19 protein-coding genes and 1 pseudogene are annotated in these 21,413 nt (G+C 55.3%); 12 read left to right on the top strand and 8 right to left on the bottom strand.

Annotation, left to right across the window (positions count from 1 at the left end; all coding sequences use genetic code 11):
* Window positions 1-21: 21 nt before the first annotated feature.
* The 5 genes from ACR0DK_RS08680 to ACR0DK_RS08660 are packed head-to-tail and all read right to left on the bottom strand — an operon-like array spanning window position 22 to window position 4,956.
* Window positions 22-612, bottom strand: coding sequence for a LysE family translocator (locus ACR0DK_RS08680; protein WP_170565705.1), 591 nt, complete (start codon window positions 610-612; stop codon window positions 22-24).
* A 16-nt stretch (window positions 613-628) separates the two neighbouring features.
* Entirely contained in the window at window positions 629-1,513 is an 885-nt protein-coding gene (locus ACR0DK_RS08675) for a 2-hydroxyacid dehydrogenase (RefSeq protein ID WP_480735762.1), read from the bottom strand.
* A gap of 31 nt (window positions 1,514-1,544) precedes the next feature.
* On the bottom strand, window positions 1,545-2,393 hold the full coding sequence (locus ACR0DK_RS08670) for a fumarylacetoacetate hydrolase family protein (protein WP_223117826.1): 849 nt from the start codon (window positions 2,391-2,393) through the stop codon (window positions 1,545-1,547).
* An 11-nt stretch (window positions 2,394-2,404) separates the two neighbouring features.
* A complete protein-coding gene (locus tag ACR0DK_RS08665) occupies window positions 2,405-4,201 on the bottom strand; it encodes an IlvD/Edd family dehydratase (RefSeq protein ID WP_170635306.1) in 1,797 nt (598 codons plus the stop codon).
* Window positions 4,198-4,956, bottom strand: a complete 759-nt coding sequence (locus ACR0DK_RS08660; RefSeq protein WP_170396183.1) for an SDR family oxidoreductase — start codon at window positions 4,954-4,956, stop codon at window positions 4,198-4,200. Before ACR0DK_RS08660 ends, ACR0DK_RS08665 begins: the two co-directional genes overlap by 4 nt.
* 190 nt (window positions 4,957-5,146) lie before the next feature.
* Here ACR0DK_RS08660 and ACR0DK_RS08655 point away from each other — a divergent pair, with 190 nt between their 5' ends.
* Together ACR0DK_RS08655 and denD are read left to right on the top strand one after the other, a co-directional pair.
* The gene (locus ACR0DK_RS08655; protein ID WP_480735760.1) at window positions 5,147-6,031 is read left to right on the top strand and encodes an NAD(P)-dependent oxidoreductase; all 885 of its coding nucleotides are present in this window, start codon (window positions 5,147-5,149) and stop codon (window positions 6,029-6,031) included.
* Window positions 6,028-6,996 carry a D-erythronate dehydrogenase gene (denD, locus tag ACR0DK_RS08650; protein WP_480735758.1) on the top strand — a complete coding sequence of 323 codons (969 nt, stop codon included), beginning with the start codon at window positions 6,028-6,030 and terminating at the stop codon, window positions 6,994-6,996. Before ACR0DK_RS08655 ends, denD begins: the two co-directional genes overlap by 4 nt.
* Here the strand turns inward: denD and ACR0DK_RS08645 are convergent.
* The gene (locus ACR0DK_RS08645) at window positions 6,993-7,643 is read right to left on the bottom strand and encodes a GntR family transcriptional regulator (RefSeq protein ID WP_170396177.1); all 651 of its coding nucleotides are present in this window, start codon (window positions 7,641-7,643) and stop codon (window positions 6,993-6,995) included. The genes denD and ACR0DK_RS08645 overlap by 4 nt on opposite strands.
* A 197-nt stretch (window positions 7,644-7,840) precedes the next feature.
* On the opposite strand from ACR0DK_RS08645, the gene ACR0DK_RS08640 reads away from it, so the two are divergent.
* From ACR0DK_RS08640 to ACR0DK_RS08595, 10 genes and pseudogenes are all read left to right on the top strand, one after another.
* The gene (locus ACR0DK_RS08640; RefSeq protein ID WP_170396175.1) at window positions 7,841-8,854 is read left to right on the top strand and encodes a TRAP transporter substrate-binding protein; all 1,014 of its coding nucleotides are present in this window, start codon (window positions 7,841-7,843) and stop codon (window positions 8,852-8,854) included.
* Between the two features lie 79 nt (window positions 8,855-8,933).
* Window positions 8,934-10,103, top strand: a complete 1,170-nt coding sequence (locus ACR0DK_RS08635) for a mandelate racemase/muconate lactonizing enzyme family protein (RefSeq protein WP_480735755.1) — start codon at window positions 8,934-8,936, stop codon at window positions 10,101-10,103.
* A gap of 16 nt (window positions 10,104-10,119) precedes the next feature.
* Window positions 10,120-10,962, top strand: coding sequence for a TRAP transporter small permease subunit (locus tag ACR0DK_RS08630; RefSeq protein WP_255612041.1), 843 nt, complete (start codon window positions 10,120-10,122; stop codon window positions 10,960-10,962).
* Window positions 10,962-12,584 carry a TRAP transporter large permease gene (locus tag ACR0DK_RS08625; protein ID WP_170403499.1) on the top strand — a complete coding sequence of 541 codons (1,623 nt, stop codon included), beginning with the start codon at window positions 10,962-10,964 and terminating at the stop codon, window positions 12,582-12,584. Before ACR0DK_RS08630 ends, ACR0DK_RS08625 begins: the two co-directional genes overlap by 1 nt.
* A gap of 10 nt (window positions 12,585-12,594) precedes the next feature.
* Window positions 12,595-13,545, top strand: coding sequence for a phytanoyl-CoA dioxygenase family protein (locus tag ACR0DK_RS08620; RefSeq protein WP_480735752.1), 951 nt, complete (start codon window positions 12,595-12,597; stop codon window positions 13,543-13,545).
* A gap of 24 nt (window positions 13,546-13,569) precedes the next feature.
* On the top strand, window positions 13,570-15,072 hold the full coding sequence (locus ACR0DK_RS08615; protein WP_480735749.1) for a UxaA family hydrolase: 1,503 nt from the start codon (window positions 13,570-13,572) through the stop codon (window positions 15,070-15,072).
* Window positions 15,069-16,073, top strand: a complete 1,005-nt coding sequence (locus tag ACR0DK_RS08610) for a Gfo/Idh/MocA family protein (protein ID WP_480735746.1) — start codon at window positions 15,069-15,071, stop codon at window positions 16,071-16,073. The genes ACR0DK_RS08615 and ACR0DK_RS08610 overlap by 4 nt, the downstream gene beginning before the upstream one ends.
* Window positions 16,074-16,179: 106 nt before the next feature.
* Window positions 16,180-17,100: pseudogene (locus tag ACR0DK_RS08605) on the top strand (NAD(P)-dependent oxidoreductase); the annotation flags it as partial.
* A gap of 3 nt (window positions 17,101-17,103) precedes the next feature.
* Entirely contained in the window at window positions 17,104-17,985 is an 882-nt protein-coding gene (locus ACR0DK_RS08600) for a DMT family transporter (protein ID WP_170396161.1), read from the top strand.
* Window positions 17,982-18,845 carry a sugar kinase gene (locus ACR0DK_RS08595; RefSeq protein ID WP_170733460.1) on the top strand — a complete coding sequence of 288 codons (864 nt, stop codon included), beginning with the start codon at window positions 17,982-17,984 and terminating at the stop codon, window positions 18,843-18,845. Before ACR0DK_RS08600 ends, ACR0DK_RS08595 begins: the two co-directional genes overlap by 4 nt.
* On the opposite strand, the gene ACR0DK_RS08590 is transcribed toward ACR0DK_RS08595, so the two are convergent.
* On the bottom strand, window positions 18,832-20,028 hold the full coding sequence (locus tag ACR0DK_RS08590; RefSeq protein ID WP_480735743.1) for a mannitol dehydrogenase family protein: 1,197 nt from the start codon (window positions 20,026-20,028) through the stop codon (window positions 18,832-18,834). The genes ACR0DK_RS08595 and ACR0DK_RS08590 overlap by 14 nt on opposite strands.
* The gene (uxaC, locus tag ACR0DK_RS08585; protein WP_223118261.1) at window positions 20,029-21,372 is read right to left on the bottom strand and encodes a glucuronate isomerase; all 1,344 of its coding nucleotides are present in this window, start codon (window positions 21,370-21,372) and stop codon (window positions 20,029-20,031) included.
* Between the last annotated feature and the right edge of the window lie 41 nt (window positions 21,373-21,413).

The raw sequence follows: 21,413 nt of genomic DNA, 5'->3' as shown, positions 1-21,413 counted from the left end.
TAAGACCGACTTAGATATCGTTCATAGCGCCGACCCCAAGGCAATCACCACAACCACCATTAATGAAGCGGCCATCGCAATATTGATCCTTTGATGCGATCTCTCGCTTAAATCAAGGCTACCCAGCTTTGCGCCAGCACCCAGCCAGATCATGTGCACTGGCACCCAAATCATATTGAATACTACGATTTTTATGACGACCTCCCAAACGGGCGCATCGGGCAAAAAGGCAAACCCTGAAAACAATGCTGTGCCGACCACGTAAGCCTTGGGATTGATGAACTGAAGTGTCAGACCGTTCGCAAAACCAAGCGGCGAGACCGCGGGGGAAAACCCGACCTTTGAGCCAGCGCTTGCAATACGCCAGGCGAGAAATCCCAAATACCCGACAGAGGCAAATAGCAGCAAAGTTCTAAGTACCGGTATAGCCAAAGCTACTGCAGCGACTCCAGAGACAACTAACATCATGTTGATGAACCCGCCCAGCATCAGACCAGCCACAAAGGCGAGTCCAGCTCGAAAACCAAATGCTGATCCAATACCCGCGGTTGTTAAAACACCCGGGCCCGGCGTAATCAGCAGAAAGAAAACCGCAACAGCAAACTCAAACACTTTTCAGATTGGCCTATTACAGATCTCTGCATTCCGGCACAGCTGTGATCACCGATCCGTCCTTATGGTGTTGCAGCAGATTGTCGACAGTCAGGTCACCCATTGCTGCACGCGTCTCAAAAGTCGCGCTACCAGCGTGAGGGAGCAGAACGACATTGGACAACTCGCGCAATGCTTTTGGAACGCGCGGTTCGTCCTCGAAGACATCAAGCCCTGCCCACCCGAGCTCACCATTTTGCAATGCACTAATTAAGGCAGTTTCGTCGACAACCGAACCTCGACTAACGTTTATCAGAGTGCCGTCTGCCCCCAACGCGCGCAACACCTCAGCGTTGACCAGCTTATTGGTCGACGGGCCGCCGGGCGTGATGCATATGAGGACGTCCACATGCTCTGCCATTTCAACCAAATTGTCGAAATATCGGTACGGGACATCCTTTTGATTGCGGGTGTGATATGAGATTTCGGGTGCCCACGGCTCCAACTTATCAACAATCGCCTGACCAATGCGACCAAGACCAAGAATGCCTATTTTTTGATTGTCCGCTGATCGCGTCAAAGGGGCATTACCTTCAACTTCCCACCGTCCGGACCGAACGTAATTATCGTCACGTATGAGTTCTCGATAACATGACAGCAACAGCAGAACGGCGGTGGTTGCGACTTCTTTGTTCAACACATTGGGCGTGTGCGTCACAACAATCCCACGCTCAGCCGCAGCATTAGCGTCGACGGCGTCGTAGCCGACTCCATAGACGCTAATCATCTTCAGATTACTGAGTGAAATCATTATGTCATGCGGAACGCCATCATGCCCGTTCGTTACGATATGCGTAATACTTTCCGCGTTGAAATCGTCCAATTGATGAATATTGAACACTGAAGACAGGCGTTCTCGCATCCGTTCAGTGATCCCTCCGATTTGCAACAAGTCAGTCATCTTGGCCGACCTTTTGCCGCTGAACACCAAGCCCATCGATACGAAGCTCCATGACGTCGCCTTTTTTCAGATAAACTGGTTCCGGTTTGATCCCCATTCCAACACCGGGCGGTGTTCCGGTTGAAATGACGTCACCGGGGTGCAGCGTAAAAAGTTGGCTTAGATGCTCAATGATCTCGGCAACGGAAAAGATCATCGTGGCGGTATTCCCGGTTTGCATGCGCTGACCGTTTACATCCAGTGACATACCAAGATTCTGGGGATCCGGCACCTCATCCCGGGTCACTAACCACGGGCCGGTAGGGCCATATGTGTCGCAGGATTTTCCTTTGGTCCATTGACCGGTCAGTTGCGTTTGAAAATGCCTTTCCGACACGTCGTTTACGATGCAATAGCCCGCAACATATTGGAGTGCGTCGGCCTTGGAAACGTATTTGGCCGTCTTACCAATGACGACCCCCAGTTCGCATTCCCAGTCGGTATGTGTAGACCCCCGCGGCATAACAACATCATCATAGGCACCTATGACAGCCGAGTTCGCCTTGAAAAAAAGTATCGGATGCTCGGGAATATCTGCGCCGGTTTCTGCAGCATGGTCCGAGTAGTTCAAACCGATGCAAAGAAATTTACCGATGTCACCGACACACGGCGCGATACGAGGGTCACCCTCTACAATTGGCAGGTTGTTCGGATCCAATGACCGCAGGTTATCAAGCGTTCCGTCATCCAACATATCCCCCGTGATATCATTGATATGAGCGGACAGATCCCGCAATTGACCCTCAGAGTCGACCAAGGCTGGCTTTTCCGAGCCCTTGGCGCCGTAACGAACAAGTTTCATTTCTGTTCCTTTTAGTGGTTATCGCGTGGCATGAAGCCTCGCGCGATATCGCGGTAGTTTTCTGCACCCTTGAGCGTCATCCCGCGATCCAACCGATCTACTTTTTCACGGAATAATTCCTGCCAGGGGGATTGGTTGGGCGGGGTTGAATAACCACCCTTTGCCTCCAGATCGCGGGCGCGTTCATGCAGCTCTTCAAGCGAAACCAGCATATCCGCTGTGCCTTTTCCAAGATCGATGCGCAGTCGGTCGCCATTTCGCACCAAGGCCAACCCACCACCCTCTGCAGCTTCGGGTGAGGCATTCAGGATAGACGGACTTCCTGATGTACCGGATTGCCGTCCATCACCGATGCAAGGAAGGGCTTCTATGCCCTGTTTCAACAAATATGCGGGCGGCCGCATGTTCACGACCTCTGCAGCACCAGGGTATCCTTTTGGTCCCGCTCCGCGCATAATCAGTATACAGTTTGCGTCGATGTTTTCTGCAGGATCATCGATCCGATGGTGAAAGTCCTCAGGCCCATCAAACACAACCGCCCTGCCCTCAAATGCATCAGGATCATCCGGGTTCGACAGGTAGGTCTCTCGAAATGCCTTTGAGATCACAGATGTTTTCATAATCGCACTCTCGAACAGGTTGCCCGAGAGATTGATGAACCCCGCCTGTTGCTTAACCGGGCTACTGACAGGCTTGATTACGTCGCTATTCTGAGACCGGCGCGTCGAGCAGTTATCGCCCATCGTCTTACCGTTCACCGTTATCGCATCGGGATGAGGCAGCAATCCAGCATCAAGAAGCTCTCCGACAACGGCGGGTACACCTCCGGCCTGTTGGTAATCTTCGCCCAGATACTCACCCGCAGGCTGCATGTTAACCAACAGTGGAACGTCGTGGCCAAGTTTCTGCCAGTCATCGTTGTTCAATGGAACACCAAGATGCCGGGCGATTGCATTCAGGTGGATCGGAGCGTTCGTCGATCCACCAATCGCAGAGTTAATAACAATCGAATTCTCAAATGCCTGACGTGTCATCACATCGCTGGGGCGTAGATCCTCCCAGACCATGTCCACAATGCGTTTACCCGTTTCATAACTGATTTGACCGCGTTCTCTATACGGGGCTGGAATGGCTGCTGATCCGGGCAATTGCATACCCAAGGCCTCAGCAAGCGAATTCATGGTCGTTGCTGTTCCCATCGTATTGCAATAGCCCACCGAAGGTGCTGCGGCGGCTGCGATTTCCATGAACTCATCGGTGTCAATTTCGTCAGCCGCAAGGTCTTCGCGCGCTTTCCAAATAACCGTTCCCGATCCGGCGCGTTCACCTTTCCACCAACCGTTGAGCATGGGGCCGACCGACAGGGCAATCGCTGGGATGTTGACGGTCGCAGCGGCCATAAGAAGCGCGGGCGTGGTCTTGTCGCAACCAATGTTCAGAACAACGCCGTCAATCGGATACCCGAATAGACTCTCAACCAAGGACAGATAAGCCAGGTTGCGGTCGAGTGACGCCGTTGGCCGTTTACCTGTCTCTTGTATCGGGTGGACCGGTATTTCGATGCACGTTCCCCCGGCGGCGATGATTCCATCGCGAACACGTTTGGACAATTCGATATGATGCCGATTACAGGGGCTCAAATCACTGCCGGTCTGAGCAATGCCAATGATCGGTTTGCCTGATTGCAGTTCCTCACGGGTCAATCCGTAATTCAGGTATCTTTCCAGATACAATGCAGTCATCTCAAGGTTCTCAGAATTCATGAACCACTTGCGAGATCGCAAATCGTTTTTTGATACTTTTGTCATTGGCCTGACCAACCCCCGTCAATTATGTGCGTGTGTCCTGTGGTGAATGCACTTTCATCGCTCGCCAGATAGACGACCAATGCAGCAATCTCTTCTGCTTTCGCTACACGCCCCATAGGCTGTCGCGCCACAAATTGTGCAAGGGCCTCTTCTCTGCTGCCCAGTTGCTCGCCCAACGCATCTACGCGGTCACGCCAACTGGGACTGTCGACTGTTCCCGGACAAATGCAATTGCACCGGATTCCTTTTGTTATGAAGTCCACGGCTACCGATTTCGTCAGCCCGACAACAGCGGCTTTTGTCGTTCCATATACAAAACGATTTGGCGCACCGATTATGGAACCCAGTGCGGAAGACATATTGATTATCGAGCCTCCTCCGCGCTCTAGCATTCCCGGCAATACAGCCTTTGTCGTGCGCACCATTGAGCGCACATTAAGGTCCATGGCGAAATCCCACTCTTCATCGGTTGCATCCAGAATAGTTCCGTGATGCACGAACCCTGCGCAGTTGAACAAAACGTCCGGCTTCGCTCGCGCGACCCCATGATGAATGCTGTCATTATTCGTCACATCCATCTCGAAAATTTCGAGATTTTCGAGATTCTGACCGCGAATCAAATTTAGTTTTTTGGGGCTAATATCCGTCGCATAGACTTTTGCACCCTCTCTTGCCATTGCAATTGCGCTTGCAAGTCCGATCCCCTGTGCGGCGGCTGTGACCAGGACGCTTTTTCCCTTAAGTCTTTCTGACATATAAATATTCCGACCTCAAAAGTGGCGATTGGACAAGTGTTACGTCGCCCCACAGATCAACCGAGAAGCAAAGAAACCTTGGCGGATTTGCAACGACTTCTGGCATGTGGGCACAGAGCCGTTAGCGTATGACAGAGATTTTGGTTTGGCCATAACCATGCGTGGCGCACCTTCGGAAGGACAGTAGATGATGAGCAAGCAGTTCAAAGTGGCTCTGTTGGGAACCGGCCTGATGGGAGCTCCTATGGCGCGGAATATTTTGCGCGCCGAGTTTCCGCTCACTGTATGGAACCGCAGCTTGAAAAAGGCAAAACCGTTGACAGCAGAAGGCGCGACATTGGTGGAAACTGCCCCGCTGGCGGTTTCGGGTGCAGACGTAATAATAACCATGCTCTCGGATGGATACGCGACCGGCGCGCTACTTGCGGACGAGGCTTTCCGCGAGCAACTCAAACCGGGGATGATCTGGATTGATATGTCGAGCGCCAAACCCGAACACGCAAGAGAGCAATCCGCGCAGCTTTCCTCGATGGCGGTGCTGCATCTGGACGCCCCGGTTTCCGGTGGCACCAAAGGTGCCGAAGCTGGCACCCTTGCGATCATGGTCGGTGGCGATCAGGACGTTATGGAGCGCGTGCGACCGGTTCTGACAGCAATGGGCCGGCCTGTACATGTTGGCCCAAGTGGTTCTGGTCAATTGTGCAAATTGGCCAATCAAACAATTGTCGCTGTAACAATATCGGCAGTCGCCGAGGCGACTCTACTGGCTCAGCAAGGTGGTGCGGACCCCACCGCGTTGAGGGCCGCACTGAAGGGGGGCTTTGCGGATAGTATTATCTTGCAACAACATGGCGAACGCATGTCTGATGGAAATTTTGCACCCGGAGGTTTGTCTAAGTTTCAACTAAAGGATTTGGACAACACGCTGGAGGAAGCACGAAGCCTTGGCGTTGAGCTACCTAGCACCCGATCTGTGCGCGACCGTTTCGATTATCTGATAGACGAAATGGATGGGGCCGAACTGGATCATTCGGCTTTGTATCTAGAACTCAAAAAACGGAACGGAATGCTGTGACGCGGATCCTGATTATAGGCGGCGCAGGAATGCTGGGCCAGAAACTGGCCCATCGCGTGTCGACCCAAGAAACCTTTGGAGCCGATGCCCAAGTCTCACTGTTCGATCTCTCGTTCCCGCCCGACAGTGCGGCAGGTAGTCAAATTGTGGGGGACTTGACTGCGTCAGGCATAGCTAAGTCTTTTGCTAAGCAGCGACCAGACGTCATTTTCCATCTTGCAGCTATCGTTTCAGGCCAAGCTGAAACAGACTTTGCGTTGGGTTGGGATGTAAACCTTATGGCAACGTGGGCACTGCTGAACGAACTTAAGGATGAACACGAGGCATCAGGAAACGAGTACACACCTCGTCTGGTTTTTGCCTCGTCCATAGCAGTTTTCGGGTCACCATTCCCCGAAAAGATAAGCGATGAGTTCCTTTCGGCACCTTTGACAAGTTACGGAGCGCAGAAAGCGGCCGCTGAATTGATGATCACGGATTTCAGCAGGAAAGGATATATCGACGGTATTTCCTTGCGCTTGCCCACTTTGTGTGTGCGCCCGGGCAAAGCCAACGCTGCCGCTTCGTCCTTCTTTTCGGGTATAATCCGAGAGCCATTGAATGGGGATGAGGCTGTCTTGCCAGTTGCCGAAACCGTTCGCCATTGGCACGCCAGCCCCCGCGCCGCTGCGACTTTTTTGACCCACGCAGCAACAATGGACACGCAGCTTTTGAATGACAGACGCGCATTGAACATGCCTGGCGTAAGTTGCACCGTCGCCGAACAAATCGAAGCTCTGCGCAAAGTGGCCGGCCAAGAAGCGGTTGGCCTAATCAGGCAAGAACCCGACGAGACAATCGAACGAATAGTCAAGAATTGGCCGCGCGACTTTCAAACAGATCGCGCTCTGAAGTTGGGGTTCGAGGCGGAATCAAGCTTCGACGAAATCATTCGCGTGTATTTGGAAGACGATTTTCGGCTTTAGTCGCCCATCGTCTTTCCAGTTAGGTGGCGTTCAAGATGATCGTGAATTTTCTCTCGTGTTAACTGCTCATCCCCTGACAATGCTGCTTCAAGTATATCGGCATGGTGTCTTATGTTCTGAGAAATGAATTCAAAGTTCCGGTCTGCCACCATCAACTGCTGTCTGAATTGCGCATAAACTCGGCTATGCATTTGTTTTAAGGTTTCCGAGCCACAGGCAGAAATAAGTGTTTGGTGAAACTCCTTTTCAGAGGCAAACCATATCTCGATAAGGCCGCTCGGGTCGTCTGTGGCGTGAATGCGTTTTTCGATATGGCTGAGTTTGTGATGTGCGGCCGTCAATCTTGCTTCCCAATCCACCCCGCCATTACGGATCGACATTGCGGTGCCTTCGGCCTCCAACAGAACACGGACGTGCGTCAATTCGATAAGCTTCTGCGGCGATCGCATTGGCACGCGGAAACCTTTTTGTTCCTGAAAGTCCACCAAACCAACAGCGGCCAAACGAAAAAGGACTTCACGAACGGCGCTCGCAGAACAGCCATACACTTTACGAAGTTCTTCAGCCCGCACCTTCGCTCCATGCTCGAATCCATTAGAGATCAGGCGCATCTTAAGATCTTGATAAATATCTATTTCGTCGTTCATTCCAGTATGCACCTTCAAGTTTTGTCCAAGTAGCGTCCTAACCTTATTTTCGAATTATCGCAAGAATCTCGAAATTTTTAGAAATTTCAATTTTTTCTTGTTGCATTCGATTCGTCGGCTTAACGTTTACCTGCGCGACAGCAAAGGAGGCGGCAAGATCTTCCACACCGCGCACGCTCAACGTCTGGGAGGACAATATGAAAATAGTCAAGACAGCGGCCCTGGCGGCCGTAGCCACGACAATGGCAGCCGGTTTCGCGATGGCTGAAACAACGAAGCTTAGAATTCAAACCCATTTTTCGCCCGAAACTCTGTCAGGCCAGATGGCTGCAAAATTCGTTGAAGACATTCAGGAAATGTCGAACGGCGAAATCGAAGTTGAAATGTTCTATTCCTCTTCGGTGGTCAAATCAGTTGAAACCTTCGATGCCGCAGCTACCGGAATTCTGGATTGCGACATGACGGGCGGCGGCTATCAGACCGGTAAAAACCCGGCCTTCCAGTTTGCGGGCGACCTGCTCGGCGGATATCAGAACCCATATCAGCAAATGGCTTGGCTTCTTCATGGCGGCGGAAGAGAAGCTGTAAATGATCTATACAACGGCTACGACATGGAATTCATCGGATGGTGGATTCCCGGGCCAGAGTCGCTGTCTTCGACCAAGCCGATTGCAAAAGTGGAAGACTTCAAGGATTGGAAGTTCCGCTCGCCTCCAGGCCTTGCAACCAAGGTGTTCGCGGAACTTGGTGCTTCTCCGATCGTGATGGACTTCAACGAAATCTTCACGGCTTTGGAAACCGGTATCATTGATGGTGCGGATGCTGCGAACCTGACGAACAATGTGGGCCTCGGTCTGTACGAGATCGCAGGCCACACAAACTATCCCGGTTTCCACTCGATGCCTGCAGATCACCTAGCTTGTCGCAAAGACGTCTGGGAAGCGATGCCCGCGCATCACAAGAAGATCATGGAAGTCGCAATGGATAGCCTGGCATTGCACAATGCCACAATCAATGAAGTGCAGAACGCTCAGACTGCAAAAGACCTGAAGGCAAAAGGCGTTCAGTTGTACGAATGGTCGCCTGAAGACCTGGCAGCGTATCGCGCGGCCGTTCAGGTCGGTTGGACGGAGTTCGCAACGACACCTGAAGCACAGGCGCTTTTGGAAAGCCACATCAACTTCCTGCGTGACCTGGGCGCAATGCAGTAATCAGGCTTCGATCGAACTACGACAGACGGAAAGGCCGCACTTGCGGCCTCTCCGGATCGGCGCCGGGATCCAGAACTTCATGAAAATCACCAGAATAATAAGTCATGTACTGCAGTACGACATGCCGGAAGTTCTGGGCTACTCGCAACAGTATTATGACAAGCGTACAACCCATCTGGTCGAGATTCAGACAGATGAAGGGGTAACCGGTTGGGGGGAGTGCTTTGGTCCCGGAAACGTAGCCATTGCGAACAAATCCATCGTGGAAAAGGTAATCCAACCAATGGTCCTTGGCATGGACCCTTTGGACAAAGACGTGATCTGGCACAAGGTGTACAATCTTTTGCGAGACCATGGCCAAAGCGGAATGCCAATACAGGCTTTGTCCGGGGTGGACATCGCACTTTGGGACATCTCCGGCAAAATCTCTGGCCTCCCCCTCCATAAGCTTGTCGGCGGGGCTCATCGCGCAAGCGTTCCTTGCTACGGCTACGGCATGATGCTCCGGGATGAACCGATTTCTAGTCTTGCAAGCCGTTTTGAGGATGAAGCCGCAAAGATCAAGGCAATGGGATTTACCGCCACCAAAATGAAAACGGGCTTTGGCCCGAAGCCTGATGTGAAACTGTGCGAAGCAGTTAGACGCGGAGTTGGTGAGGACTTTCCTTTTATGGTTGATGCAAACCATGCCTATACGACTTCAGACGCGTTCTTTGTCGGTCGGGCGCTGGAAGAACTGGACGCATATTGGTTCGAAGAACCGGTCGCGCCAGAAGACATTGACGGATACCGCGAACTGCGCACTTCGCTTAAAGTAAACATCTCAGGCGGAGAGGCGGTATTCAATCGCTGGGCATGGCGCAATCTTCTTGAAAACCGTGGCATCGATATCGCGCAGCCAGAGGTTTGTGCTTTGGGCGGTGTTTCAGAGTATCTCAGGGTACTGTCTCTATGCCACGCACATTTCACTCCGGTCGTAAATCACGTCTGGGGTAGCGCCATCGCCGTCGCAACTAATCTGCATTTACTAGCGGCCATGCCCGCAATTCCAGGCGGCTTGCATCCATGGGAGCCGATGCTGGAGTTCGACACAACGGACAACAAGTTTCGGGACGATCTGCTGACCGAACCGCTGGAAATTCAAAATCAGGTCAAGGCCAACAACGGCCGAGTCATGATACCGACTGGCCCCGGATTGGGTGTCGAGCCGGACCGAGACTTTATCGGTCACTACAGGATCGAAGGATAAGGACGAGGGTTACGCGATGCACAAGAACTCAGGCGGACTAATTGAATGGCTCATACCGTTGGCCTTCGTCGCAACAGCCAGCTGGCTTGTTTGGCATCTTCCCGCATTCCTATTGGACTGGCTGCCTTACACCTCTGAATCCCTCAAAAGTCAGGTAACTGAAATATATCTTCGCAGCGACGTTACGCCCGAATTGTCTGGCGTATTCGGGGGGTATGTCGACATCATCGACATGGCCGCGCTCGTCCTTCTACCGTTTCTTGCAGTGATTGGTACCAAGACCGTGCGCCCGGCGACGATGGAGTTCGAAGGCTCGACGGTTATGGACCGTTTCGCCTTGTTCATAGGTCGAGTGACGATGATGATGATAGCAATCATGACTGTCGTCATGCTCTACGAAGTCTTCATGCGTTATATCCTGGAGAAGCCGACCGAGTGGGCCAACGAAATGACACTCTGGTTCGCCAGCTTTGTGTTTTTGATGTCTGGCTACTACGCCATGCAGCAACGCAGTCACATTCGAATATTCCTGATGTACGACGCAGTTCCACGTTGGCTTCAGCGCGTTTTTGATACGGTTTCGACTATACTGATCGTGCTATTTGCCTTCTTTCTTGTCTACGGCAGCTACAAACAGGTGTTCGTCAACAAGCTCTACAAATGGGAGCTTTATGGCTCTGCCTTCAATCCTCCGATCCCGGCGACGTTGCAGCCGATGGTGCTGATCGTGATTACGCTCGTCGCAATGCAAGCAATTTTGAACTTGGTCGCGGATTGGAACAAAGAACCGGAAATCCACACAGATGAACCGGACGAAGACGAAATTGAAATGATCAAACGGGCGGTGGGACAAGACTAATGGACATCGGAACAATCTCACTCATCCTGATGGTCGCCCTGATTGTGCTTCTGGCGATCGGGATGCCCTTGGGTCTGGCCTCGGCTTCGCTTGCGGTTCTGGTTCTTGTGCTCAAGTTCGAACCGACACTGCTTTTAAACCCGTTTTCATTCGGCGACGGGATTCTCACCGGTCGGCCAGGGACTGGGCCGCTCTATATCCTGGCGCAGAAGATATACGGGCTCTTAACGGACTACGTGCTCATATCCGTGCCATTGTTTATCTTCATGGCGTCGCTGCTAGAGCGGTCCGGGATCGCGCGCGACATGTATTCGTCGCTGAATGTCTGGCTGTCCAGAACACGCGGCGGCATCGCGATCGTGACCTCGATCATGGCGGTGATCATGGCTGCCATGTCCGGCATCATCGGCGGTGAGGTTGTCCTGCTGGGCCTTATCGCCCTGCCCCAGATGCTGCGCCTGGGCTACGATCAGAATCTCGCGATCGGCGTCATCTGCGCCTCAGGGTCTCTGGGCACCATGATCCCTCCTTCGATCGTTCTGATCATCTATGGGCTGATCACCGAAACCTCGATCAAGTCGCTGTTCACCGCGTCTTTCATTCCCGGCTTCATGCTGGCCTCGATGATCATCCTGTACATCATCATCCGCACGCGGTTGAATCCTCATCACGCTCCGCTGCCGGAACCGGACCCGAACGACCCCGAACCAGCCGAGAAACGCAAACTGTTTGGGGCCTTCATGAGCATCGTTGTCGCCGGATTTTCCACCGTTCTGTTTATCCGGGCCGCGTTTTTCGAGCTCTCAGGCTCGAACGCTGCCAGCCAGGGTGAGCCCGCGAGGCTGGGAACGGCTGACTACCTACCCTGGTTTGCCGGCATCACGATCGTCGCCCTTCTGCTGATTTTCTTCGTCTTTGGCAGACAGCGCGCAAAAATCGGTTGGGAAATGGGCAAGGGTCTCGTCGCGCCGCTGGTTGTAATCGGCGTCGTGCTCGGCTCGATCTATGGCGGGATCACAGGTATCACCGAGGCTGCTGGTATGGGCGCCTTCGCAGTCCTGATCATCGCCATCCTGCGGGGCGAAGGATCGTTCGAGCTGGTTTGGGACAGCTTGATGCGGACACTAAAATCCACAGGCACCATCATCTGGGTTACGATCGGTGCCGCCGCGCTGGCGGGTGCCTACACCATTGCTGGAGGGCCCCAATACGTGGCCGACCTGATCGTCGGCCAGGAGCTGCCAACCATGTTGGTCATTCTGGTAATGATGCTGATCTTGCTGTTCATGGGCGCATTCATGGATTGGGTCGGCATCGTACTGTTGATCATTCCGGTCTTTCTGCCGATCGTCCTGCGCCTTCCTATCGAGGAAATCGGAGTCTTTGGCCAATTGGAGCCGAGTCATGTCGCCATCTGGTTCGGCGTCGTGTTCTGTATGAACATGCAGGTCAGCTTCCTCTCGCCCCCTTTCGGCCCGGCCGCGTTCTACCTGAAGTCGGTGGCCCCGCCGCATATTAGCCTAACGGATATCTTCCGCGGCTTCCTGCCATTCATCGGGATCCAGTTGCTGGCGCTTTCCGTTCTTCTGATCTGGCCTGGCATCATCGCGCTGCTGTTGTGAGGTTGCACCCATGCTGACACAAGATCAGATTGGCAAGTTCCAGACCGATGGATACCTCGTGGTTGAGGATGTAATTCCCGGCGATGTCCTGGGTCGGGTGCAAGCGGAATACTCGGATGTCCTGAACCGGCTCTATGACTGTTGGTACGGAAAAGGGCTGGTCAAGGACGAGCCGTCCGGAATGACCTTCTGGGACAAACTTCTGTCCGCCTATCAGGCCGGATGCGACTATTTCCAGCCGCTGGACATCTCGCTGCCCGGCGATCGGATCATGGCGGACACACCGTTCCATATTGGGCCCGCAGTGTTCGACTTGCTGACGGCCCGTCCCATGCTTGACATCGTCGAGCAGCTGATCGGGCCAGAGTTGGTGAGCAATCCAATCCAGCACGTTCGGCTGAAGCCACCTGCCCTGAAGCTGTCCAAGGACGAGGTGCGCGCGCACATCACCGCAACGGACTGGCACCAGGACCGAGCGGTTGCGCTGGAGGATGCTGATCAGACCGACATGGTCACGGTGTGGATTGCCGTCAACGATGCAACCGTCGAAAACGGCTGCCTGCAAGTGCTGCCGAAGGCACAGGACCAAACCATCCTGCCGCATTGTGCCCGGACGCAGACAGGCATTGCTGACGGGTTCATTGATGAAGGCCGCGCCGTACCCCTTCCTGTCAAGGCCGGCGGGATAATCCTGTTTCACCCTTTGACGCCACACGCTTCGCTGATCAATAAAACGGACCGGTTCCGCTGGTCGTTCGACATCCGCTTTAGCGCGGCAGGCCAGCCGACCGGTCGAGATCATTTCCCCAGCTTCATCGCGAGGTCCAGATCGCGCCCCGAAACCGAGCTGCGAGATTGGCGCGTCTGCAAGTCCAATTGGGAGGCGGCACGAGCAAGACTGTCTGGCAAGCCGCATATAGATATTCACCGGTGGTCATCGGACTCACCGTTCTGCGCCTAGCTGCTGCCGCCAGGAAAGCTGATTATGACTTTTGTACGTTTAGATCGAACGGATAGCGTGGTGGTTGCAACTCGGCACCTGGAGGCCGGCAGTATGGTCGAGGATGTCACGACCAATGCGCGCATCCCCTCGGGGCACAAGGTCGCCACGCGGAATCTTGCACTCGGCGATCCGGTCAGAAAGTACGCCCAGATCATCGGCTACGCCACCCAACCGATTGAACCCGGCGACCATGTGCACACCCACAATGTCGAGTTCCGCAACACCAGCGTGAACTACGAGTTTGCGACGGATCACAGACCCACGAAACCCGCCAACTCGGTCGATACGTTTATGGGCTACCACCGGGATAGCGGTCGGGTCGGCACGCGCAACTACATCGCGGTTCTGACCACCGTGAACTGTTCGGCAACTGCGGCCCGCATGATCGCCAATCACTTCACGCCGGACAAGCTGGCCGAGTTTCCGAACGTCGACGGCGTGGTGGCCTTTGTCCACGGAACGGGCTGCGGAATGGCCGATTCCGGCGACGGTTTTGAAGCCCTTCAACGGGTCATGTGGGGGTTTGCAAAACACCCCAACCACGCTGCCGTTCTGATGGTCGGTCTAGGCTGCGAGATGAACCAGATCGACTGGCTGCTGGACGCGTATGGGCTGAAGCAAAGTCCCACCTTCCAAACGATGAACATCCAGAACGTCGCCGGATTGCGTCGGACCGTGGAAATGGGCATCAACAAGATCAACCAGATGCTTCCCATTGCCAATGAGGCGAGGCGCAGCGAAGCCCCGGCGTCCGAACTGATGGTTGCGCTGCAATGCGGTGGCTCGGACGCTTGGTCCGGCGTGACCGCGAACCCGGCGCTCGGACATGCCTGCGACCTGTTGGTTGCGCAAGGCGGCACAGGTGTCCTTGCGGAAACACCCGAAATTTACGGAGCCGAACACCTTTTGACCCGCCGCGCCCTTAGTCGCACAACTGGGGAAAAACTGATCGGACTGATCGATTGGTGGCAGGACTATACCGCTCGCAATCACGGTTCGATGGACAACAACCCAAGCCCCGGCAACAAGCAAGGGGGTCTGACGACCATCCTAGAGAAGTCGCTGGGGGCAGCGGCGAAGGGCGGCACCACCCCTTTGACCGGTGTATTCAAATACGCCGAACCCATCACCGCCAAAGGCTTCACCTTCATGGACAGCCCCGGATATGACCCGGCCTCGGTGACCGGGCAGATCGCGGCTGGGTGCAACCTTGTGTGCTTCACCACGGGACGCGGCTCTGCATTTGGGTCCAAACCGGCACCCACGCTGAAAATCGCTACCAACTCTGAATTGGCAGCACGCATGCCCGAAGACATGGACGTGAATGCGGGCGACATTCTGACCAAAGGCGCCAGCGTCGAGGAAAAAGGACAGGAAATATACCGACGGCTGCTCCAAGTCGCCTCTGGCGCGCGGACCAAGTCCGAGGCGCAGGGCTTGGGTGACTACGAATTTGTTCCCTGGCAAATCGGAGCGGTGATGTGAAACGGATCCTTGTAGCCGGCGGCGGATTAATCGGTATCCGCCACGTCCGCGCCGTGATTGAGCATCCCGGTTGCCAGTTGGTCGGGTTGGCCGATCCAGATGGCTCGATCCAGATCGACGCGCCGCGTTTTGCTAGTATGGACGAGGTGCAGGACCCGGTAGATGGCGTCATTATCGCCACTCCGACCCGCCTGCATGCCGAACATGGCATTCTGGCCGCATCCCGCGGTTGGCACATGCTGATCGAAAAGCCGGTTGCCGCGTCGGTCGATGATGCCCTGCGCCTGAAGACGGCCGTTCGCCAGGCCAATGTCCGCAGCCTTGTAGGCCACCATCGGCGGTATCATACAATCTTGCAACACCTGAAGGAGGTGATCGCGCAAGGTACGATCGGACAAGTCATCAATGTCTCGTTGCTGTGGGCCATGCGCAAACCCGACAGCTATTTTGAACAGAACTGGCGGACTTCCGATGGCAGCCCAGTCATGATCAATCTGGTGCATGATATCGATGTCCTGCGCTTTGTGATCGGAGAAATCTCGGATGTCGTCGCCCTGCCCGGAGCGCCCATCCGCGGATCAGAACGGATAGAAAGCGGGGCTGTCGCGATCGCATTCGAAAACGGCGCGACGGGCACTATCAGCTTTGCCGATACCGCACCCAGCCCCTGGGGGTTTGAGGCCGGAACCGGCGAGAACCCGAACATCGGCACGACCCATCAGGACATGATCTGGATCACGGGAACCAGTGGCGCTGTGAGTTTTCCCTCCATGACCCTGTGGCGCGGACAGGATTGGGGCACTGCGGCCCAAAAAGACCAACTTACACGACCGGAACAACAACGCGCACCGCTAGAGGTGCAGCTGGATCACTTCCTTGACGTGATCGATGGCGCTCCTCCACTGATTGACGTCGAGGATGCAGCCCGAACGCTCGAGGTCACATCACGGATTGAACAGGCGCTAAAGGCGCGAACGACCCGAGCGCGGGCGCCGGCCTGATGGACATGCGGCCCGGCCAAATGCCGGACCACCCAAAAACCAATGATTATCCACCGGGCAATATGAGCATTAAAAAAGCAAAGCCGCCCGCAACAAACACAAGAATAAAAACCAGACACATTCACGGAAAGGGAAACCAATGAGCAAACCATCAATCGGGTTTATCGGCTTGGGACTAATGGGCGGAGCCATGGTGAGCCGACTGTTGGACCAAGGACATTCGGTCGCTGTATTGGGAAACCGCGACCGCACATACCTGGACGCCGCGATTGACCGAGGCGCCCGCGAGATGCGAAACGCCCAAGAACTGGCTCAGGCCAGCGACATCGTGATGCTGTGCATGGGCACCTCCGAACAGGTCGAGAGCCGAATGCACGGTGCAGATGGAGTGATTGCGGGATTGAAATCCGGCGCGATTGTCATCGACTTTGGCACCTCGCTTCCTGGCAGCACACGCGCCTTGGCCGAGGAGGTTGCCGCAGCCGACGGAAGCTATCTTGATGCACCGCTTGGCCGGACACCTTCACACGCGCTAGAAGGCAAGCTCAACATTATGACGTCTGGAGACAAGGCCGCCTTTGACAAGGCCGAGCCGACACTGAAAGATTTGGGCGAAAACGTTTTTTACCTTGGCCCCGTTGGGTCCGGGCACACGATCAAGCTGATCAACAACTTCTTCGGAATGACCGTTGCGAACGCGATGGCCGAAGCCTTTGCCATGGCTGACATCACCGGTGTTGACCGCAAGCAGCTGTATGATGTGATGGCCGCAGGGCCGCTGCATTCCGGAATGATGGATTTCGTCAAAGCCTATGGCGTTGAGAGCGACCCAAATCAGCTGGCCTTTGCCATCAAGAACGCGGCAAAAGACCTCGGGTATTATGACCGAATGGCGCGCGAGGCAGGCGTTACCAGCGTGATGTCGCAGGGCACGCTTTCGGCGCTGAATGACGCCCGCGACCACGGTCAGGCGGATGACATGGTAAGCCAGATGGTTGACTACTACGTCAAGCGTTTCAACACCTGATCGATGGCCGTCTCCGCCAACCCCACCGCTGACCTGCCGCGCCTTGGCATTGTGCTGATGTTGATGGCGTGGCTGTTCTTTTCGTTGGTTGACCTTGGGGCCAAGTGGTTGGCGTTGGCCGGCGTGCCGGCATTTCAGTTGGCGTTCATGCGCTATGCGGGGCACTTCGTGATCTCAGTGGGCGTGATCGCCAAGGGCGGGATAGAGGCCGGTCGGTTCAAGACTGACCATCCATGGCAGGTGATAAGCCGGGCCTTGCTGCTGATCTCGGCGACCGTTTTCAATTTTTATGCCCTACGGTTTTTGCCACTGACCGTTGTGTCGGCAATCATGTTCTCAAGCCCGGTCATCGTGTGCTTTCTGTCCGTCTTTGTATTGAAAGAAAGCGTGGGCCCATGGCGTTGGGCGGCTATCATCCTGGGCTTTCTGGGGGTGTTGGTTGTCGTACGGCCGTTTGGTTCGGCCTTTCATCCGACCATGCTGCTGATCGTATATAATGCCACCGCTTTGGCTTTGTACTCGATTATGACGCGCAGGCTGTCCGGGGTTGTTGCCGTGGACACTATGCAATTCTACCTCGGGCTTACCGGTACGGTGGTCCTGTTGCCGTTCGCCATCTGGTTTTGGGTCCAGCCAGAAAACACGTGGAGCCTGATTGTACTGATCGGCCTTGGTGTGTTTGGTTGGTGCGGGCATCAGCTGCTGACGAACGCGCATCGGTTTGGAACGGCGAACCAGTTGATGCCATTCACCTATTCGTTCCTAATCTACGTGGCAATCTGGGGTTATCTGTTCTTTGACACGGTACCGGACGCATTCACGTTGGCGGGGGCTGCGCTGATCATGGCTGCCGGTCTCATCATCTGGAAAAGAGAAAAGAAATGACGCGAATTGCCTGCATCGGCGAAGCAATGATCGAATTGTCCATGCTGGAAACCGGCGCAAAGGTGGGCGTCGCGGGGGATACGCTGAACACGGCCATCTACATGCACCGTGCCGCGCCTGACCTGCAGGTGGAGTATGTGACATGTCTAGGCGACGACCCGTTCTCAAGGCGTATCGTGGACTTCATCGCCAGTCATGACATCGGAACATCCGGCATCCGCATCATTCCGAACGCCTCTCCGGGACTATACGCGATCACGACATCTGCGGACGGTGAACGCAGCTTTACCTATTGGCGCAGCGAGGCGGCCGCCCGCCAGCTTTTTGCCGATCACGACTTCAGCCCGCTGAACGGTTACGACGTGCTGTACTTGTCAGGGATTTCCGTGGCCATTCTTCCGCATGCAGTCAGGCTTGCGCTTCTGGACTGGCTCGAAGGCTCTTCCGTTCGGTTGGTATATGACAGCAACTTTCGTCCGCGTCTTTGGGACAGCGTCCAACACGCTCGGCAGATTAACCAACGGCTTTGGCAACGTGCAGACATTGCCCTGCCGTCCATTGACGACGAGATGGCATTGTTCGGGGAAAGCGCGGACCAGGTGGCTGCACGCTTTGCCGATCATCACGGTGTCGGTGCGTTGAAACGCGGAGAGAATGGCCCTTTGTCCATCGGTCAGAACACTGACCAAACCTATGAACCTGCCAAAAACGTGCTGGATACGACAGCGGCGGGCGACAGTTTCAACGGTGGGTACCTCGCGGCCTTGCTGATGGGGAAGTCACAGGCCGACGCCCTGATGGCTGGACACAATTTGGCTTCCACCGTTGTTCAGTTCCGCGGCGCGATCATTCCCGGATAAGTGGCGCGAGATCCTCAGCGCCAACGAGACCCAAAAGCAGCGCTACCGGGTCCGGCTGCTTGACGGCCTTGGCAATTTCCGACGCGCAAGGATCGTTCAGCGCCCTGCCCTTTGCGATCTCGGACATGCAATAGGAGATCCAGGCCCGCATCCCTGCAATCACCGCCTGAGAGCCGGTCTCACGGAGTGTGGGAACAAACCGATACGGCAGCTTCTGGCTGCCATCCATCGCGATTTGGTCCAGACGATGCGCCAGCTCGGGGTTTTCAAAGCGGCGCAACAAAGCCTCGGCATAATCCGGAACCTGTGCTTGCAGTGCAGCGGGCAGCGTTGCGCCCGCATCCTTCATCAACTCAGAAACCAGCGGGCGCAAAACCGGGTCTCGAACCGCTTCGTGGACGTAGGTCATGCCCCGCTCCAACCCGGCATAAGCCAACAGGGAATGGGCACCGTTCAACATGCGCAGCTTTCGCATCTCGTGCGGGGCTACGTCATCGACCAGTTGCACCCCCGGCCAATCCGGGTGCGGACCGGAGAAGCTGTCTTCGATCACCCACTCCGAGAACGCCTCGGTCGGAACAGCCATAGGATCGCCGCTGATTGCGCGAACGGCGTCCGTGGTAGCCGGGGTGATCCGGTCGACCATCGCGTTGGGAAAGCGAACAGAGTCCCAATTCACGTCCAGACCGGCTGCTTCCGCAAAATCGGCAACTGCCGTTTCGAGCGTCTTGCCGTTTTCCATGCGATTGTCACAACTTAGTACCGTTACTGGCCTGCGCCGTTCAGCAAGGCCATAAGCTAAAAACCCGATCAGCGTCGCAGGCCCTTGCCCTGCCAGATCGGCGGCAATCGCCGGGTCCTGAAGGTTCAGCTTGCCCGCGGCGTCCAAGTGATAACCTTTTTCGGTAACGGTTGCCGAAATGATCTCGGCATCCGCCATCACATCGAATATCTCTGCGCGATCCTTGGGCGCGACCAGAACGTCACGCAGAGCTTTGATGCGCCGGACTCCCTGCCCCTGTACGCACAAATCGTACTCGAAACCCTGTCGGGCCAATCCATCCCGAACCGAGGATGAACGCAGGCTGACGCCGACAACGTCCCATCCGCCCGCTTGATCGGTGTAGTCCAGCAAATGCGCCCGGGCGAAGTTTCCAAGACCGAAGTGAAGAATTGTACCCATCTAGCTTTGCAACCCGTAAACCTGTTTCGCCAGATCGACCGCCAGCAATCTCGCCAGATGCTCGGCACTGTCCCGACCGAAATAGCCGCGCGCAACCTGCTCGGCCAGATGAAACGCCACACCCCGTCGCCACAGGTCGTGACGTGCAGGAATGGACAGAAAAGCCCGCGTGTCGTCATTGAATCCGGCCAGATTGTAATATCCGGCCGTTTCAACGACCTGATCGAAATACCGCGCAATCCCGGCTGGGCTGTCGTGGAACCACCAAGGCGGCCCGATCCTAAGGCACGGCCAATGTCCCGCCATCGGGGCCAATTCACGGGCATAGGTGCTTTCGTCCAATGTGAAAAGTATGATGCGCAGTTCTGCCGAGTTACCGACCCGGTTCAATAGCGCCTCAAGGCCCGTGGCCCAATCCATCGCGATTGGAATGTCGGCCCCCTTGTCCCGTCCGAAGTCCCGCAGTACCGCGTGGTTCGTGTTGCGCTTGCTGCCAGCATGTATCTGCATTGTCAGGCCATCATCGACAGACATCTGCGCCATTTCGATCAGCATATGCCCATAGAACCGGCGAGCATCCTGTTCGGTACCTTCCCGCCGTCTCAGCCGCTGGTACAGCGCTTCCGGGTCGTCCAGCCACTCGGTCTTTACGCGTTCGATACCGTGGTCGGTGGCAGTACATCCCAGCTGGATGAAATAAGCCCGCCGCATTCGCAGCGCGTTGAGGTAGCCATCATAGCTGTCCAGATCGCAGCCTGTCAGCTCGGCCAACTTGTTCAGGTTCTGTACGAACTCCGGGTCCGCCCCATCCAAAACCCCGTCTGGGCGGAACGTCGGAACAACCCGCCCGCCCCAACCGCTTGTACGGATCTCCCGATGCTCCACGAGTGCGTCAAGAGCGGAATCCGTGGTCGCCAGAACCTCGATCCCAAACCTGTCGAACAAAGCCCTCGGACGAAATTCGGGTCGCGTCAGCTTTTCTGAGATCTCATCATAAATCAGGTCAGCCGTGCGAGAAGACAACGCCTCAGACACGCCCAGCGTTTCGTGCAGCACGTAGCTTATCCAGATCCGGGATGGCGTTCCCAGAAACAGATGCCAGTGTTCGGCAAAGGTGCGAAAAACGACGCGGGGATCCTTCTTTCGCCCCTCTTCCCCAACGCCAAGTTCGGACAAGGGAACGCCCTGCGAATAGAGCATACGGAACACGTAATGGTCGGGAACCACAAGCAGCTCTGCCGGGTTGAGAAACGGCTCATCGGTTGCAAACCACCCCGGATCGCAGTGACCATGCGGAGACACGATTGGCAGGTCCTTGATGCCCAAGTACAGGTTTTCTGCCATGCCATTCAAATTGCCAGTCAATTCTGCCTCCGATACTGCTG

Source organism: Ruegeria sp. CE6 (assembly GCF_056537485.1).
The sequence above is the reverse complement of the archived record's forward strand: the minus strand, read 5'-3'. Positions and strand labels throughout refer to the sequence as shown.